14 protein-coding genes and 1 other RNA gene are annotated in these 13,674 nt (G+C 45.2%); 7 read left to right on the top strand and 8 right to left on the bottom strand.

Annotation, left to right across the window (positions count from 1 at the left end):
• Positions 1 to 7: 7 nt before the first annotated feature.
• Positions 8 to 919 (bottom strand): LysR family transcriptional regulator, encoded by a 912-nt coding sequence (locus tag MKY42_RS10820; RefSeq protein ID WP_024629242.1) that lies wholly within the window; start codon positions 917 to 919, stop codon positions 8 to 10.
• 72 nt (positions 920 to 991) lie between these two features.
• Positions 992 to 1,618 (bottom strand): rhomboid family intramembrane serine protease, encoded by a 627-nt coding sequence (locus MKY42_RS10815; RefSeq protein WP_063564796.1) that lies wholly within the window; start codon positions 1,616 to 1,618, stop codon positions 992 to 994.
• Positions 1,619 to 1,766: 148 nt separating this feature from the next.
• Between MKY42_RS10815 and tpx the strand changes: the two genes are divergently transcribed.
• The gene (gene tpx, locus MKY42_RS10810) at positions 1,767 to 2,285 is read left to right on the top strand and encodes a thiol peroxidase (protein WP_111619256.1); all 519 of its coding nucleotides are present in this window, start codon (positions 1,767 to 1,769) and stop codon (positions 2,283 to 2,285) included.
• A 73-nt stretch (positions 2,286 to 2,358) separates the two neighbouring features.
• Here the strand turns inward: tpx and MKY42_RS10805 are convergent, their stop codons facing one another.
• The 4 genes from MKY42_RS10805 to MKY42_RS10790 all read right to left on the bottom strand — a co-directional run bounded on the left by MKY42_RS10805 (position 2,359) and on the right by MKY42_RS10790 (position 5,783).
• Positions 2,359 to 2,751, bottom strand: coding sequence for a DUF1499 domain-containing protein (locus MKY42_RS10805; RefSeq protein WP_024629239.1), 393 nt, complete (start codon positions 2,749 to 2,751; stop codon positions 2,359 to 2,361).
• 185 nt (positions 2,752 to 2,936) lie between these two features.
• Positions 2,937 to 3,128: non-coding RNA, 6S RNA (gene ssrS / locus MKY42_RS10800), on the bottom strand.
• 51 nt (positions 3,129 to 3,179) lie between these two features.
• Positions 3,180 to 4,016 carry a DUF624 domain-containing protein gene (locus MKY42_RS10795; protein ID WP_090895603.1) on the bottom strand — a complete coding sequence of 279 codons (837 nt, stop codon included), beginning with the start codon at positions 4,014 to 4,016 and terminating at the stop codon, positions 3,180 to 3,182.
• A gap of 183 nt (positions 4,017 to 4,199) precedes the next feature.
• On the bottom strand, positions 4,200 to 5,783 hold the full coding sequence (locus tag MKY42_RS10790; RefSeq protein ID WP_090895601.1) for a DEAD/DEAH box helicase: 1,584 nt from the start codon (positions 5,781 to 5,783) through the stop codon (positions 4,200 to 4,202).
• Positions 5,784 to 6,086: 303 nt separating this feature from the next.
• On the opposite strand from MKY42_RS10790, the gene MKY42_RS10785 reads away from it, so the two are divergent.
• The 4 genes from MKY42_RS10785 to MKY42_RS10770 all read left to right on the top strand — a co-directional run bounded on the left by MKY42_RS10785 (position 6,087) and on the right by MKY42_RS10770 (position 10,185).
• The gene (locus tag MKY42_RS10785; RefSeq protein ID WP_090895598.1) at positions 6,087 to 6,908 is read left to right on the top strand and encodes a YitT family protein; all 822 of its coding nucleotides are present in this window, start codon (positions 6,087 to 6,089) and stop codon (positions 6,906 to 6,908) included.
• A gap of 175 nt (positions 6,909 to 7,083) precedes the next feature.
• On the top strand, positions 7,084 to 7,272 hold the full coding sequence (locus MKY42_RS10780; RefSeq protein ID WP_029880762.1) for a hypothetical protein: 189 nt from the start codon (positions 7,084 to 7,086) through the stop codon (positions 7,270 to 7,272).
• Between the two features lie 161 nt (positions 7,273 to 7,433).
• Positions 7,434 to 8,615, top strand: coding sequence for a putative glycoside hydrolase (locus MKY42_RS10775; RefSeq protein WP_090895595.1), 1,182 nt, complete (start codon positions 7,434 to 7,436; stop codon positions 8,613 to 8,615).
• Between the two features lie 208 nt (positions 8,616 to 8,823).
• Positions 8,824 to 10,185 carry an MATE family efflux transporter gene (locus MKY42_RS10770; RefSeq protein ID WP_090902093.1) on the top strand — a complete coding sequence of 454 codons (1,362 nt, stop codon included), beginning with the start codon at positions 8,824 to 8,826 and terminating at the stop codon, positions 10,183 to 10,185.
• Positions 10,186 to 10,268: 83 nt separating this feature from the next.
• On the opposite strand, the gene pfkA is transcribed toward MKY42_RS10770, so the two are convergent.
• Both pfkA and MKY42_RS10760 read right to left on the bottom strand, forming a co-directional pair.
• Positions 10,269 to 11,240 carry a 6-phosphofructokinase gene (pfkA, locus tag MKY42_RS10765; RefSeq protein ID WP_076292040.1) on the bottom strand — a complete coding sequence of 324 codons (972 nt, stop codon included), beginning with the start codon at positions 11,238 to 11,240 and terminating at the stop codon, positions 10,269 to 10,271.
• Between the two features lie 54 nt (positions 11,241 to 11,294).
• The gene (locus MKY42_RS10760) at positions 11,295 to 12,374 is read right to left on the bottom strand and encodes a tetraprenyl-beta-curcumene synthase family protein (protein ID WP_175480778.1); all 1,080 of its coding nucleotides are present in this window, start codon (positions 12,372 to 12,374) and stop codon (positions 11,295 to 11,297) included.
• A 302-nt stretch (positions 12,375 to 12,676) separates the two neighbouring features.
• On the opposite strand from MKY42_RS10760, the gene MKY42_RS10755 reads away from it, so the two are divergent.
• On the top strand, positions 12,677 to 12,955 hold the full coding sequence (locus MKY42_RS10755; RefSeq protein WP_090895592.1) for a hypothetical protein: 279 nt from the start codon (positions 12,677 to 12,679) through the stop codon (positions 12,953 to 12,955).
• Between the two features lie 158 nt (positions 12,956 to 13,113).
• The gene (locus MKY42_RS10750; RefSeq protein ID WP_339850890.1) at positions 13,114 to 13,650 is read left to right on the top strand and encodes a class F sortase; all 537 of its coding nucleotides are present in this window, start codon (positions 13,114 to 13,116) and stop codon (positions 13,648 to 13,650) included.
• Positions 13,651 to 13,674 lie beyond the last annotated feature (24 nt).

Raw genomic sequence — 13,674 nt, 5'->3', positions numbered from 1 at the left:
CCCACCGTTAATCGGATGGGGTATTGTTTTGCTGTAAACCGAAATAATTAAGTAAAAATGAACGAAATGACTGCGCAACAAGCGGAAGCTTGTCATCTGCACGGTGGATCAACCCGATCGTACGCGTCACTTTTGGATGAGAAATGGCTACATGCGCCGGTTGCAGCGGGTTCGTCTGGAAAAGCGCCATTTCCGGCAGCAAACTCACACCCATGCCAGCCGCAACCAGCCCTCGAATCGTATCCGTCTCTTCCCCCTCAAAAGCAATCTTGGGCGTAAACCCGGCTTCAAGGCACGCGTGCCAGACAATCGGACGCAGAGAATAGCCTTTACTGAATAATACAAACTTATCATCTTTGAGCTGCTCTAACGCAATACTCTCTTCACCGGCCAATGGATGATTCGGCGGAAGGATCGCATGCAGTTCTTCCGTTAGCACAATGTCACCATCCACCTGGTCATGCTTCTCCGGAAATGGAGATATAAATGCCAAGTCCACTTCGGCCGATAACACATCACGAATGAGCGTCGGGAACATGCCTTGCTTGAATCTGAATTTGACGTTAGGATAACGCTGACGGAACGCTGCCACAACCGAAGGAATCAAGTGAATACCGAGACTGTGAGGAAAACCGATACGAATTTCACCATGCTCCGGGTCGAGAAACTCATGAACCTCCCCGACCGCTTTGTCCAGATCTTTCAATATACCTTCAACCCGTTTGCAAAAGAGCTGCCCAACGGCGGTCAACTGCAGATTTCGCCCTTTTTGCATAAAAAGGTCTACTCCCAGTTCTTCCTCCAGCTGATGAATCTGACGACTCACTGCAGACTGCGCTACGTGCAATTCCTCCGCCGCCTGCGTAACATGCTCCTTCTGTGCCACTTTCAAAAAGTAATGCAACTGTCTTAATTCCACTGCCCCTGATCTCTCCAATCTGCTCTATACCCTACTTATCCGTGATTGCATTCCGTCTTCAGATCAATTTGACTACTGCTTAAAGCTACGGGGTTTCCACAAGCGGATGAGAAGTCCATAAATGAAGAATCCACCCAACAACCCGCCCAAATGCGCCATCCAGTTAATGCCCGTCATGGCAAAGGAAAAAATAATACCGAATACAAGCAGCGTATACAACGTTTTACGCGAGGTTTCGTCCATCATTGTTCGCTGGAACAAGGCTACATACAGAAACGCACCATAGATTGCGTAGATCGCACCTGAAGCACCTACCGAGATTGTCGTTGCTCCAACCGAGTTATACCAGGCAACAGCCAGAATATTACCCAGAATGCCTCCACCCAAGTACAACACACCATATCTCACCGACCCAAGCAGTCGTTCCATTGGTGGTGCAAATACGATGAGAGCAAAGCTGTTAAACAACAAATGGCTGAAACCAGCATGCAGGAACATCGATGTAATGTAACGCCACCAATCTGCTGCAAATAATTCATGGTTAACAAGCGCTCCAAACTTAAGCAACGTCATACTGTTTGTGGAACCACCGTTCAAACTGAGCACAATAAACATAACAACATTGGCAATTAAAAGAATCGACGTCAAAGGGAAAAATTTTAAATAACTTTTCCAGTTCTCATACCTTATAAATATCATAAGTTTCTGCTTTCACTCCACCCTGTTCAGATCGGCCTGCAAATCTGACCCATTCTAATGATCCTTCGTCCGAATTGGACAATGCCTTTCATAAAAGATTATAATGGATTTTGGCACGGATCACCAACTTATAAGGAGGAACATTATTATGGCACAAGAACGTACAGGCGCAGCCACCTTTAAAGGCAACCCTATTACACTGATCGGACCCGAATTGAAAGTGGGTGATCAAGCACCCGATTTTACACTGAGTAAAAACCTGGTTGAAGATGCATCCCTGAAAGACTTCGCAGGTAAAATCAAATTAATCAGCGTTGTTCCTTCACTGGATACTGGCGTATGCGATGCCCAAACCCGTCGCTTCAATGTTGAAGCAGGAGATCTTGGAGACAATGTTGTCGTATTGACAGTAAGCGTTGACCTTCCTTTTGCACAAGCACGCTGGTGCGGCGCAGCCGGAGTTGACCGCGTTGTAACACTGTCTGACTACAAAACACGTTCATTCGGTCAAGACTACGGTGTTCTGATCAAAGAATTCCAATTGGACATGCGCTCCATCTTCGTGTTGGATGCTGAAGACCGAATTACATATGTGGAATATCTGCCTGAAATGACAGACTCCCCTAACTTCGAGCAAGCGATTTCCGCTGTAAAAGCCTTGCTGTAAAAGGTAGTTCACGTTCAGAACAAAAGCGAGGAAGGTTAACCTTCTCTCGCTTTTTGTTATTCATCCATCTATTTCAATCGTTTGACTTATACTTACTCAGCTTCTTATCCAAAACGGAGAACAAGTTCATGATCGTTCGATAATTAGAACCCAGGTCTCCAAGTGAACCACGTGAAGCCGAATACATATCGACCGCACTTCGTACAGGACTTACCGATATAATGGAAACCGTAATATCCATCGTCCGTCCAAAGGTAGTCCGCTTCTCCAGTATAACCTCTCCCACAGAAGGCACTTCATGCAGCACTTTATAACCCGGGATTTTTTTGAGTGTCGAAGAAACCTCTTCCCAGGCTCTGTCTTTGGATAAGTTATAATACCGTGTTTTTAATTTGGGATCCTTGGCTCGATCGCTGGTTCCCTCCATGCTGCGGATGATACCGACGAGCGTTCTCTTTAAGGTCAAGACCCTTCCTCCTTTGATGTAACCGTTCCATTTATGTATACTAGTGTAACATTGTTCATGTAGTAACAAAAGGGCAAGCGACACTTTTAACAAAATACAGCCAATCCAACAAAATAAGCTCAAATAAAAAGCACCCTGAAATTCCTGGATTAGAGGAAAGAGTCAGGGTGCTGTACATGATAAAATAGGAACCCGCCTATGCCGTCCGGCTACATTGTCTTATGAACCTGCTTGGCAGGTGGGTGGCCGCAAAAATGTTTTTTGAAGTCCCCATGTCATATAGACAGGGCGTTTCAGCAACATTCTGTATTGATCTCCCGAAGACATCATCATTGGTTCAAAACAACGAATAACCGAAACGTACATCGCAGGATGTACAATTATTATATCCCTAACTGTGTAAAAAGTAAATGGTGACAGCTCATGTTTTATTTTTGGAGATTATCTTGTTTTTCGTCAGATGGCTTAACCTCAGATGGTTCATGGGCCTCTATCGTCTCAACTGACTCCCCTGCCTGTTCTGCAGCTTGTGCAGCTTCCTCTTCTTCTTTCTTCAACTGCATCTTCTCCATCTGCTCCTGCATCTTATTAAACGTTGCGTAGAAGTTGAAGAAAGCAAACCAGGCAACAATACTAATAATGAAGAAGATGAACAAGACCGGATAACGAAAACCGATATAGAACAACAATCCACTTCCCAGCAGCGTGGAAAATACACGGAATGGTCTAATCAGCGTCAACAGCACCGCATTTTTGATGATCAATCCGATGGACATGTGGTAATGTACCACCATCGAGAAGAAGTTAAAGAGAGAAACAAACAGCAGCAGCAATAGTACGAGCATAATAATTCCGACCAGCTGCATATTCTTGAATTGTGTCATATATACTGTGTAATCCAGATACATGATGGCAAACAGCAAGGTATAGAAGATACCTCCGATTAAACTTTGTTTGTAGTTCTCTTTGTAACCTACAAAGAAAGTACGGAAGATTGGCACGTCCGTATCCCCCATATTCCATTTACGTACAACCGTAAACAGGGCCGATGTCGCTGGGAATAGTGTAAGCGGTGCCACAATGGCTATAGCCCAGTTCATTTGTAGTGATTCGTTGGCCAGGTTCTGCTGCATCACGAGCAGTTTCATAATCAAGAAAAACAAGAACGGAGACGAACAAATAGCCCACAACAGATTGGTTGCGGCCAGTCTCGTAATCCACTCTGTAAGTCGGTAGATCCCACCCATAGCTCCTTTAAATTCCAAACAATTCTCCTCCTCCGCAGCCTTGCGTCTAACCTGAAGTCTAATAATATTAATATACCTTATTATAGATAGGAAAAGCCAGCCCTTCCCGAAAAGAGATCGACAGTACACTGGTTTGGCCTAATCTGCACATAAAAAAATGGAGCAGTCGCCCTGCTCCATTTTCCAGTTCACGCTTGTATATTATTCGAAAGAAGAATCTTTCGCAGGACGACGTCCTTCGTTGTTGCTTGGACGCGGTTTGCGGTCACGGTTGTAACCACCTTCTCTGCTTCCACTTCCACTACCACTGCTGTTACGATCGCGGTTGTATCCACCACGTCCGCCGCCACTGCTGTTGCGATCACGGTTGTATCCACCGCCACCACCACTGCTGCGGTTGCCGCTGTAACCAGATGGTTTGCGTCCGCCAGAGCGAACATCCGGTTTACGACGTTTTGCACGAATTGGATCTTCAGGAGTCAGATCAACCTGAGCATCTTTTTTGTCACCTGTCAGGAGCTTCAGAGCAGCCGACAACAGTTGAACAGAATCATATTGCTCCAGCATTTGAATCGCGATACCTTTGTATTCGTTCAGTTCACCAGATTGTACGATTTCGAGCAAACGCTCAGCTGTCAAACGTTGTTTTCCTTCTACAGCCTCAGCCATAGTTGGCAGCGGTTTGCGCGGAATACGGTGACGTGTTACACGCTCGATAAAGTGCAGGTGGTCGATCTCACGCGGAGTAACGAAAGACCATGCAGCGCCCTCTTTACCCGCACGACCTGTACGGCCGATACGGTGAACATAACTTTCCGGATCTTGCGGAAGGTCAAAGTTCACAACGTGAGTTACGCCGGATACGTCGAGACCACGTGCAGCTACGTCTGTTGCAACGAGAACATCAATGCTGCCGTCACGGAACTTACGCATTACTGTATCACGTTGGTTTTGCGACAAGTCACCATGCAGACCGTCAGCAGAATATCCACGTTTTTGCAGAGCTTCAGCCAATTCGTCAACACGACGTTTAGTACGTCCGAATACAATCGCCAGTTCAGGAGATTCCATATCCAGCAAACGGCTGAGTGCTTCGAATTTTTGACGCTCTGGCACTTCAATGTAAGCTTGGTCAATCAAAGGTGCGCTTACTTGTTTAGGGATCACGGAAACGTGCTCAGGGTTGTTCAAGAATTGTTGAGCCAATTTTTGAATGTTAGGAGGCATTGTTGCTGAGAACAGCATTGTTTGACGCTCGTCTGGAACTTGTTTCAGGATGGATTGGATATCTTCCATGAAGCCCATATCAAGCATTTCATCTGCTTCATCCAATACAACAGTTTGTACATCATCAAGTTTGATTGTTTTGCGGTTGATGTGGTCCAGGAGACGTCCTGGTGTACCAATGATGATCTGTGGTTTTCTTTTCAGTGCACGGATTTGACGAACGATGTCTTGTCCTCCGTAAATTGGCAGGGAGCGCAAACCTTTGAAGCGGGTGAGTTTTTCGATTTCTTCGGCAACTTGGATCGCAAGCTCACGTGTAGGTGCCATAATGAGGGCGCGGATTTTTTCATCACTTTTGGAGATTTTGCTGATCAATGGAATACCAAATGCAGCGGTTTTACCAGTACCCGTTTGAGCTTGACCGATCAAGTCTCTGCCTTCTAGAGCAAGAGGGATTGATTTGGATTGAATCGGAGTGGCCTCTTCAAAACCAAGTTCGGTGATTGCTTGCAGCACCAGTGGTTCAAGATTGAAATCTGTGAAATTTAAATTTGTCAAAATTATTCATACTCCTTCTATATGGTGGACATGGTGGACAATCCACTTTGTTGTCTGTATTCTTAAGTAGCGTTAATATTTATAGGTTATCCCATCAAGTCGAATTATTTTCACAAAAGAACATAATTCGTGAATGGGTCCCCAACATAAGACTAAAACTACATACATGTGTTTGAAACATTTCAAATTTTATCGTTCCATTTGGAAAAAGTTTCCTACTCAAGAATATCCACAAATCATTATATCACAAAACAATTCAAGATTACCAGCAATCTGGTTTTAAATATAAATGAGGTGATTAAATTGCCCAAAATGATTTGGCACTTTTTAGTGATCGTATTGGGTGCTGCAGCTATTGCCTGCGGCTTCAACTGGTTTTTGGTTCCCCATCAGCTTCTTAGTGGCGGGGTATCCGGTATTTCCATGCTTCTTGGTTATTTTACAAATTTGAATCTTAGTATAATGTATTTTGTTCTTAACATTCCTCTGCTCATTGCAGGTTGGTTTATTCTTGGACGACGTTTCATTACATTAAGTATTGTTTCGGTAGCGGCCACTTCATGGTTCATCGGGCTTCTGCCTGTTTTTGTTGTGGCAACAGATCCTCTTCTGAGCTGTGTATTTGGCGGCGTATTAGTGGGATTGGGCACCGGATTTTCCTTTCGAGTAGGCGGATCCACAGGCGGGCTGGACATCGTTGGTTCCATTTTCACCCGTAATCGTGATTTCCCGATTGGTACGGTAATGGCTGGCATGAACGGAGCCATTATTATGCTCGCAGGTTATCTAAATGATGACTGGAACATCGCGCTTGCCTCCATGGTATCGATCTATATCACAGGCAAAGTACTGGATCTGATTCATATCAGCCATGTCAAAGTCACCTTGTACATTATTACCAATGAAACCGAAGCGATGTTGAAAAAATTGCTTATTCGCCCTCGTGGGGTCACCAAAATTAAGACTCAGGGAGCATATACAGATATCGAAAAGGACATGTTAATGACAGTGACTACTCGCTACGAACTCGTTGAAATCAAACGAATTATCAAGGAAACTGATCCGAAGGCATTTGTTAATATTGTGGAAACAGTTGGAGTTATGGGCTCTTTCCGCCGAAGTTGAGACAGATGTACGGTTAACAATTCAAAACATTGTGGTATAATAACGGTGTACGGCTCCTAAATATGTTGTATAGCAGGATGTGCCCTTCAATTTCACAGAACCATGTGCTTTTCCGATTCGCGCCGAATGACTTACCATTTTGGAATTCGAGTAGGAAAGGGTGATTATTGTGGATATGGAAACGGTAAAACTGTTTGAAATCGTCAACAGATGGTGCCCGGAAATGCTCCCTTTCTTAAAACCGAATGAGCTCGACTCACTGATTGTTCTCCGGGATGGGCTGGGCATCCTGGAACAGGGAGACGCAATGGAAATCATTCAGTACAGTATTTGTGAGCATCAAAATGAGATTTACATTCAATAATTTTTTTTAGATTGATCACGCCGCTTCTTGTGGGGGTTACCCTCAACAGGAGGCGGTTTTCATTTTTCCCATGTGTTTCATCACTTGAATATTATGGTTAAAAGCCCAGAGGCTTTATTGTATAATTCAAACATGGAATGCACATAGGGGAGTGGAAATGAATGAATATGTTTTGGGCTTTACTGGCTATGGCGTTGGGAACCTTCAGTGGTACACCAGGTACAGCCGAGCAAGGGAATCAACCCTTTCAATCATTAACAAGCAGTTTCAACACAGCCATCATTCAATCTCAAAAAGACCAGGTCGTTATTGATGCGGATAACCCACCTGCCAAAATCGACCCACAACCCGATGCACCCGTTGTCAAAGGTATCTACGTGACGGCTTACAGCGCTGGTGGTTCACGTATGACATCATTACTTGATCTAATGGATAACACCGAGCTCAATTCTATGGTCATTGATATCAAGGACGATCTCGGATACATAACCTACCCTACGGAGAACAAGACGTTACAGGAAATGGGCAAATCCCAGCCTTTTATAAGAGATATGGATGCTTTGATGAATCGTTTGCAAAAACATGATGTTTACCCGATCGCACGAGTTGTCGTATTCAAGGATACAATTCTCGCCAAGAAAAATCCGGAGCTCTCTTTCCGGAATAAGGACGGTTCCGTATGGGCCAATGGCAAAGGCGACAGCTTCGTCAATCCCTACAGCAAGGAAGTATGGGATTACAATATAGAAATTGCCAAGGAAGCTGCCAAATTAGGATTTAAGGAAATCCAGTTCGACTATGTTCGTTTTCCGGAAGGTTTTGAAACGCGTGCAGACGCACTGATATACACCAAGTCCGACAAGTCCCGGGTCGACATTGTAGCCGAATTCGTGCAGTATGCACGCAAGGAACTTGCACCGTTGGGCGTTCGAGTCTCGGTTGATATATTCGGTTACGCGGCTTCGGTACCCGCAGCCGAGGGTATTGGACAGGATTTTGTGAAAATATCTGAAAATGTGGATGTCATCTCGCCGATGGTTTACCCGAGTCATTACTCCACCGGCTGGTACGGTGTGAAGGACCCTGACAAAGATCCTTATACGACCATCAAAGGCTCCATGAAAGATACACATAAGAAACTTGATCCAACCAAGGAGCTTAAACCCGTTATTCGCCCATGGATTCAGGACTTTACCGCAAGCTGGCTAGGCAGTGGACATTACATCAAATACGGCAAAAAACAGGTAGAGGACCAGATCCGAGCAATGAAAGACATGGATGTGGATGAGTACCTGCTATGGAATGCCTCCAATCGTTATACACCAGACGTAAACTATAAATAATGGACTTTTACTCTTATTCACTCTATTCCAACAACCTCGTTCCATCTCATCTGGAGCGAGGTTTTTTTACTATGTTCTCACCCATACCTTCCGAACAACTATGTTTCCCTCCCTATTCAAAATGAGTAAAATCCACTACAATAAATAGCTGTCCGAACATGAAAGTTTAGTGATAACTCTTAAGAATAGTGAGGCACTGCCAGTGAACATGATCACCACCAGCTTTTCTCAAAAAGTAAAGCAATTCCTGATTATATTTCTACCCATCTTCACCACACAAATCGCCCTCTCTGCCATGTCGTTTTTCGATACTAATATGTCAGGCAAGTTCTCCCCTGCTGATCTCGCGGGTGTCGCCATCGGCACAAGTCTGTGGTTGCCGGTGCAGACAGGACTAAGTGGTATTCTGATTGGCATTACACCTGTCGTCTCCCATCTGCTCGGTTCGAAGCGTAATGACAAGATTGGTCATAGCGTCATTCAAGCATTATATCTCGGTGTGGCGGTCGGAATCGTCGTTCTGGCAGCAGGCACATTGCTGCTCAGTCCGATTCTAAACGGAATGCCCTTGGAGCCGCGGGTTGCCCAAGTCGCTTTCTATTTCCTGTGTGCTTTGGCTTTTGGGATCATCCCCCTTTTCGGTTACACTGTGCTGCGAAGTTTTATGGATGCACTGGGCCAGACACGGATCACCATGATGATTACGCTAGTCTCGCTGCCTGTAAACATCTTCCTGAACTATTTACTTATCTTTGGACGCTGGGGCTTCCCCCAACTGGGAGGTGTCGGAGCAGGTGTGGCTACGGCAAGTACATACTGGCTCATTTTTCTCCTCAGCCTTTTTTTCGTACACCGTATTGAGCCCTTTGCCCAATACGGGATCTTTCGAAATTTGCCCAACGTTTCATTGACCAAATGGAAAGAGCTGCTCAAGATCGGCGTCCCCATCGGTTTCGCTACTTTTTTTGAAACCTCTATCTTTGCAGCAGTCACATTATTAATGAGCCGGTTCGACACGATTACGATTGCTGCCCACCAGGCGGCCCTGAATTTCGCTTCTACGCTGTATATGCTGCCTGTGAGTATATGTATGGCCCTTACGATTCTAGTAGGCTATGAGGCGGGCGCAGGGCGTGTGAGAGACGCAAAGCAATACAGCCTCCTGGGTATCGGAGGCGCCATTGGGCTCTCTCTGTTAACAGCTGTGGTATTACTGGTATTCGGGGAACAAATTGCAGGCGTGTACTCGAATGATCGCGAGGTTATTGCTTTGACAAAGCATTTCCTGATTTACGCCATCTTTTTTCAAATCTCTGATGCCATTGCCACCCCAACGCAGGGAGCACTTCGGGGCTACAAAGACGTGAATCCTGCATTGATCATAACGTTTGTGGCGTATTGGATTATCGGTCTACCTGTCGGCTACATCACGGCTACGTATACTTCACTCGGTGCCTTTGGATACTGGGTTGGACTGATTGCAGGCCTTGCCGTTGGGGCAACGGCGCTTCTATGGAGATTGTTCCTTGTGCAGAAGCAAGCCTCGATTCGTATGGTCGAAAATAAATAGTGGACCTATAAAAAAGAGCACAGCCCGCGGCAAAACGGGACTGTGCTCTTTTGATTTGAACTTTTGGTGATACAGAAACTGGATTATTGGGACAAACGCTGTGCAAGCTGGTAAGTTTCCATATCGAAATCTTTTTTGGTATTAACAACTTTATCAATATCCGTCAGGGTCAATTCACCCTTGATAATACCGCAACCCTTGTCGGTCTCCCCTGCAATCAGACTGCGAACTGCGAAATCTCCCAGACGACTGGCAAGGTTACGGTCAAACGGAGTTGGCGTACCTCCACGCTGAATGTGACCCAAGACAGTTACACGTGGCTCATACGTTGGGCAGCGTTCCATCAGTTCTTTTGCTACATCCTCACCTTTGCCCACGCCTTCAGCTACGATGATGATACTGTGACGTTTACCATGTGCAAAGTTGGCTTTCATGCGATCTGCCACTTCGTCCATGTCAAACGGAACTTCCGGTACAAGAATCGTTTCTGCACCTGATGCGAGTCCTGCATGTAAAGCGATATCGCCACAGTGACGACCCATAACTTCAACGATGGAAGAACGTTCGTGTGAAGACATGGTATCGCGCAATTTGTTAACTGCATCTACTACTACGCTTACTGCTGTATCGAATCCGATCGTGTAATCGGTGAAAGAAACGTCATTATCAATCGTTCCCGGAAGACCCATCGTGTTGATACCCAGCTTGCTCAGTTTGTTGGCGCCGTTGTAAGAACCGTCCCCACCAATAACAACCAGGCCGTCAATGCCGCGTGCACGCAGAATGTCTGCACCTTTCTGCTGACCTTCAGCGGTATAGAATTCCTTGCAGCGTGCCGATTGAAGAACCGTTCCCCCACGCTGGATGATATCCCCTACACTCCGCAAGTCCATTGGGAAAATATCGTTATTCAAAAGACCTTGGTATCCACGTTGAACCCCGTACACTTCGAGACCGTGAAACAGTCCGCTGCGAACAACCGCACGAACAGCCGCGTTCATCCCTTGTGAATCACCACCGCTCGTTAAAACTGCGATTTTCTTTACTGCTGTCATGATGTTTCTTCCTCCTCTAGTTTCACTTCAGGCTCCCACCACAATACGCCTGACTTACATATGCTTACGAATCCAGCGGCTAAAGATAAAGAAAAATACTCTTGTCATCGGACTATTCTTCATCAAACGCTTGGAAACGACGCGAACTTCCTGTTGTTCGCTGACTTTGGGATCAGACAGGTAAATGGCAAGCAGTCCTTCGATAATCATCCGGTGAAACGCACTCCCCGGAATTTTCTGCACATCACTGCGGGCCATCTCCACAATAAAAGCAATTCGGTCCAGCATTGTCTCCACATTCTCATAATAATTGCAGAAGTTGAGATCTCCTCCGATACGATCTTCATCCTGATCGATTAAATAATCAAGCATAATGTGTAGTGCGCATACATGAGGAAAATAGGCAGTGTGGATCGAAGCCGCCTGCTCTTCTGTCAGCTGATCATCACTCGCAGCCAGAAACAGCATGAATACGCCCAGCGTAGAGCCGGTAGCGGCGGCAAATTCGTTCCAACGGAACTGAGGTGTACGGTGGCGATGTTCCGACCACCATTCCAGCAATGCTGTTTCTCTCAGTTCCGGCTTGATGTGCTTATATACCTGCAGGTCCGTGTATAGGCCTGCCAGATCCTGAATTTGGGGCTTGGCGGATGCATATCCTGGCAGCTGACGGGTCAGCTCCTGACATGAGGTCACCAGATTCCTTAGGTATCCACCATCATCCTGCTCCTCGCGGAGCGCATAATAATTGACAGGGGTTGCTTCGGGATCTACCGCATCAAGCATAGATTGATGGAGAAGCCGAAAGTCATTCGGGTCCATCGATGTACTGCGATCACAAAGATTGTCCAAATAATCACTAATAGTCTGATATGAAACGATCAGTGGAATCAGAATGTGCCTGTTCGGCAAATCAGGTAAAGCATAAACGGTCCCGCCTTCACAGTGGAACTGCTTGTCCCTGAGACTGGCCAGTGCCTGATTGCGCAATTCCTCATTCGGAATTTTCTCAGCTTGGGCACGCCATCCATCCAATTCCTTCCGCGTTTCCGGAATGGTGTATTTGTACACCCCTCTCATCAATGCCAACGGTCCACGCGGATATTGATGACGATTTCGATTTGATTGGCTCAAAATAAATGTGCCTCCACTTGGTTGAATACGTATTAGAGCGATTTTTAACCAATCCTATTATAATATGATCCCCTTAATTGTACAAATGATCTCCCGCATAATCACGGCAAAAAATCACACCTACGAACGACTTGTTGCAAAATACCCCTTCCATTCACACCACACGTCATTCTATTTTACCAAATCAACAATAAACCTCCATGACTTCGATAAGCACTGTAAAAAAATACAATCGATAATCATGTAAGACCTGGGGATATTAAATTATGCAATGCAAATTACCCACTAGGAGGAATTCAAGTATGAATAAAGCAACCATTGTTTCTCTGTCTGCTTGCCTAATGCTGGCTGTATCCGGTGCTTCTGCATCCGCATCCGCTGCAACTGAACCGATGCACAAAATGGAGAAATCCATGCACAAAGCAGAGCATAAAGCAGAGCACAAAATGCACACGAAATCGCATAAAGGCAAGGAACACAAGCTTCATCAGAAATCCGTCAACAAAGAGCATAAAATCCATGCAAAAAGCGTTACACCAAAAGCCCTTCCTAAAACAGGATATGGCGGCGTAAGCGAGTAAAAAAAGGAATAAGAGAAGAGAAAAGAAAACGATTTTTCTTTTCTCTTATTCTTCAATTTATCATTAAGGATGAGAAACGTATGAAAAACAACACTTCATTCGCCGCAATTGTAATTTTTTTAATCATTGCATGCCTTATCTTATCTCCAGCAAATAGCATGAAGGAACAGACCGCTTTCCAAACATCCGCTCCTAAAGATCAGACTAGTGTTGATCCCGAGATACAGACAAGGATTCCGCAATCCATAGTCATGAAGAAGCCGGTTCGTTTGTGTATTCCATCGGTTCATTTGAGTACTTCAATCATTCCTATTCATCTGTCAGCAGATGGACAATTGCAAGTACCCAAGTCCAGTGAGGTGGCCGGTTTATATGTAGATGGAGTTTTGCCTGGAGAAAACGGAAATGCAATTGTTGCCGGTCATGTAGACAACTATACAGGTCCAGCCATATTTTACCCTCTCAAGCATCTGAAACCGGGTTCTTTTGTTTTGCTGTTTGACCAGAATAACCAATATCTCAAATATGAGGTTCTGGCGGTTCAATCCTATTACACGCAGGAAGCACCTTTAGATAAAATATTCGGTGATACCCCTGAAAAGCAGCTGAATCTGATCACATGCACAGGAAAATACGATCGCAAAAAAAAGGAACACGAAAAACGCCTGATCGTGTATACCCGATTGGTTGAATAACTTTCAAGAGGAGAAGTCATGTAT

The organism is Paenibacillus sp. FSL W7-1088, assembly GCF_037969855.1.
GTDB lineage: Bacteria > Bacillota > Bacilli > Paenibacillales > Paenibacillaceae > Paenibacillus.
This window is presented reverse-complemented; position numbering and strand designations above follow the sequence as displayed.

Coding starts and splice junctions, on each gene's coding strand:
- MKY42_RS10780 (WP_029880762.1), top strand. CDS start 7,084: ATGGAAACGGTAAAACTGTTTGAAATCGTCAACAGATGGTGCCCGGAA.
- MKY42_RS10770 (WP_090902093.1), top strand. CDS start 8,824: ATGATCACCACCAGCTTTTCTCAAAAAGTAAAGCAATTCCTGATTATA.
- MKY42_RS10755 (WP_090895592.1), top strand. CDS start 12,677: ATGAATAAAGCAACCATTGTTTCTCTGTCTGCTTGCCTAATGCTGGCT.
- tpx (WP_111619256.1), top strand. CDS start 1,767: ATGGCACAAGAACGTACAGGCGCAGCCACCTTTAAAGGCAACCCTATT.
- MKY42_RS10775 (WP_090895595.1), top strand. CDS start 7,434: ATGAATATGTTTTGGGCTTTACTGGCTATGGCGTTGGGAACCTTCAGT.
- MKY42_RS10750 (WP_339850890.1), top strand. CDS start 13,114: ATGAAGGAACAGACCGCTTTCCAAACATCCGCTCCTAAAGATCAGACT.
- MKY42_RS10815 (WP_063564796.1), bottom strand. CDS start 1,618: ATGATATTTATAAGGTATGAGAACTGGAAAAGTTATTTAAAATTTTTC.
- pfkA (WP_076292040.1), bottom strand. CDS start 11,240: ATGACAGCAGTAAAGAAAATCGCAGTTTTAACGAGCGGTGGTGATTCA.